Origin of the sequence: Photorhabdus hindustanensis, from assembly GCF_002968995.1 — a bacterium.
GTDB classification, from domain to species: domain Bacteria; phylum Pseudomonadota; class Gammaproteobacteria; order Enterobacterales; family Enterobacteriaceae; genus Photorhabdus; species Photorhabdus akhurstii.
In genome coordinates this window covers 1-1491 of record NZ_PUWT01000173.1, presented here as the reverse complement: position 1 = coordinate 1491, position 1491 = coordinate 1, and the positions used below count along the sequence as shown (strand labels likewise).

The window sequence follows — 1491 nt, the reverse complement described above, 5'->3', positions numbered from 1 at the left end:
CAACATCTGTCCGTAAAGCGCTTAAGGTGACTGCTCCCCGCCGTAAAAACGGCGAGGCTTCCCACTTCTCAGGCCGCCACCGTCTTTATGACGGATTTACGCTGGCCTCCGTGGGCAGAGACGACGAGTCCCGCCGCCTGTAATTCTGTTATGCCCTTGCGCTCGATGTTGAGCGCCGCATTGATATCGCGGTCATGTTCGACTCGACAGAAAGGGCATTGCCAGAGCCGCTTACGCAGCGGCATTTCCAGCATTTTGTGACCGCAGCAATGGCAGGTTTTCGAACTGGCGAACCACTGATCCAGTTTGACCAGATGGACGCCTGCCGCTGCGGCTTTGTATTCCAGTTTCTTGATGAAGCCATGCCAGCCCGCATCCCCGATAGCGCGGGCAAGGTGGTGATTCTTCATCATGTTGGCCGATTTCAGTGTCTCCACAATTATCGCTTGGTTTTCGTCAACCATTGAACGAGACAGTTTGTGTTGAAAATCGGCGCGGGCATTCGCTACCCGCTCATGTACGGCGGCAAGCCTCTGTCGTGCTTTACGACGGTTGGCGCTGCCTTTTTGTTTCCGGGAGAGGGCCTTCTGTTTACGCCTCAGATTACGGCCGGCATTGATAAGATGACGGGGATTGGCCATCTTATCTCCGCTGGATTTGACAGCGTAGTGAGACAATCCCATATCCAAACCTGTCATCTGGGTTATCAAAGCGGGCTTCGCGGGCGCGGCCAGGCCGTCATCACAGAGTATCGAGGCGTAGTATTTACCGGTGGCTGAACGGCTCAGGGTCATGCTTTTCACCTCTCCGGTCATTTCACGGTGCAGGCGGGCTTCTATCGGCGATAACTTGGGTATTTTTATTGCCCCGTCCAACACCTTCACCCCGACACAATGATAGCTGGACTGCCTGCCATGCTTGCGTTTGAATGTCGGGAAGCGCGCTTTCAGCTTCGGATTAAAAAAGTGGGAAAACGCCATATCGAGGTTAATCACCGCCTGCTGCAAGGCGATGGAATCATACGCTTTGAGCCAGGCATACCGGCGGGATTTTTTCGCCACTGACAGTAAGGGTTTGAGGTCTTTACGCGGGCTGAGGTTCACCCCGTGGCGTTGATAAGCGTGCTTCTTAATGTGGAGCGCCTTGTTGTACGCGAAACGGACCGCACCGAACTGAGCATTGAGATAATCAGCCTGTTCGGGTGTCGGGTAAATGCGGACTTTGGTGGCTCTTAACATCATCAGCGCTCATCGGGATAGTTTATGTATTTTAACCGCTTTTTTTGGCCGTGTCCCCCCGGGCTGCCAGTGAACGTGATGGTTAATAACCTGAAAGCCCTGCGGGCTTTTCGCCTTATATCACCGCCCGCATTGGGCGAGGGTTTACGGCGGATTTTGCTAAAATGGTTCGAATAGCTATTATGGTTAAAAGTGCATGGAGCTACCAGTAATCAAAATAGCCAACCGCCAACCAAGATGATTTTTGGACCCC

Annotated in this window: 1 protein-coding gene; it reads right to left on the bottom strand. The window is 53.2% G+C overall.

Going from position 1 to position 1491, the window contains the following annotated elements; translation table 11 throughout:
* Positions 1-68: 68 nt before the first annotated feature.
* Positions 69-1238 (bottom strand): RNA-guided endonuclease InsQ/TnpB family protein, encoded by a 1170-nt coding sequence (locus C6H66_RS25055; RefSeq protein WP_105397054.1) that lies wholly within the window; start codon positions 1236-1238, stop codon positions 69-71.
* Positions 1239-1491: the final 253 nt, after the last annotated feature.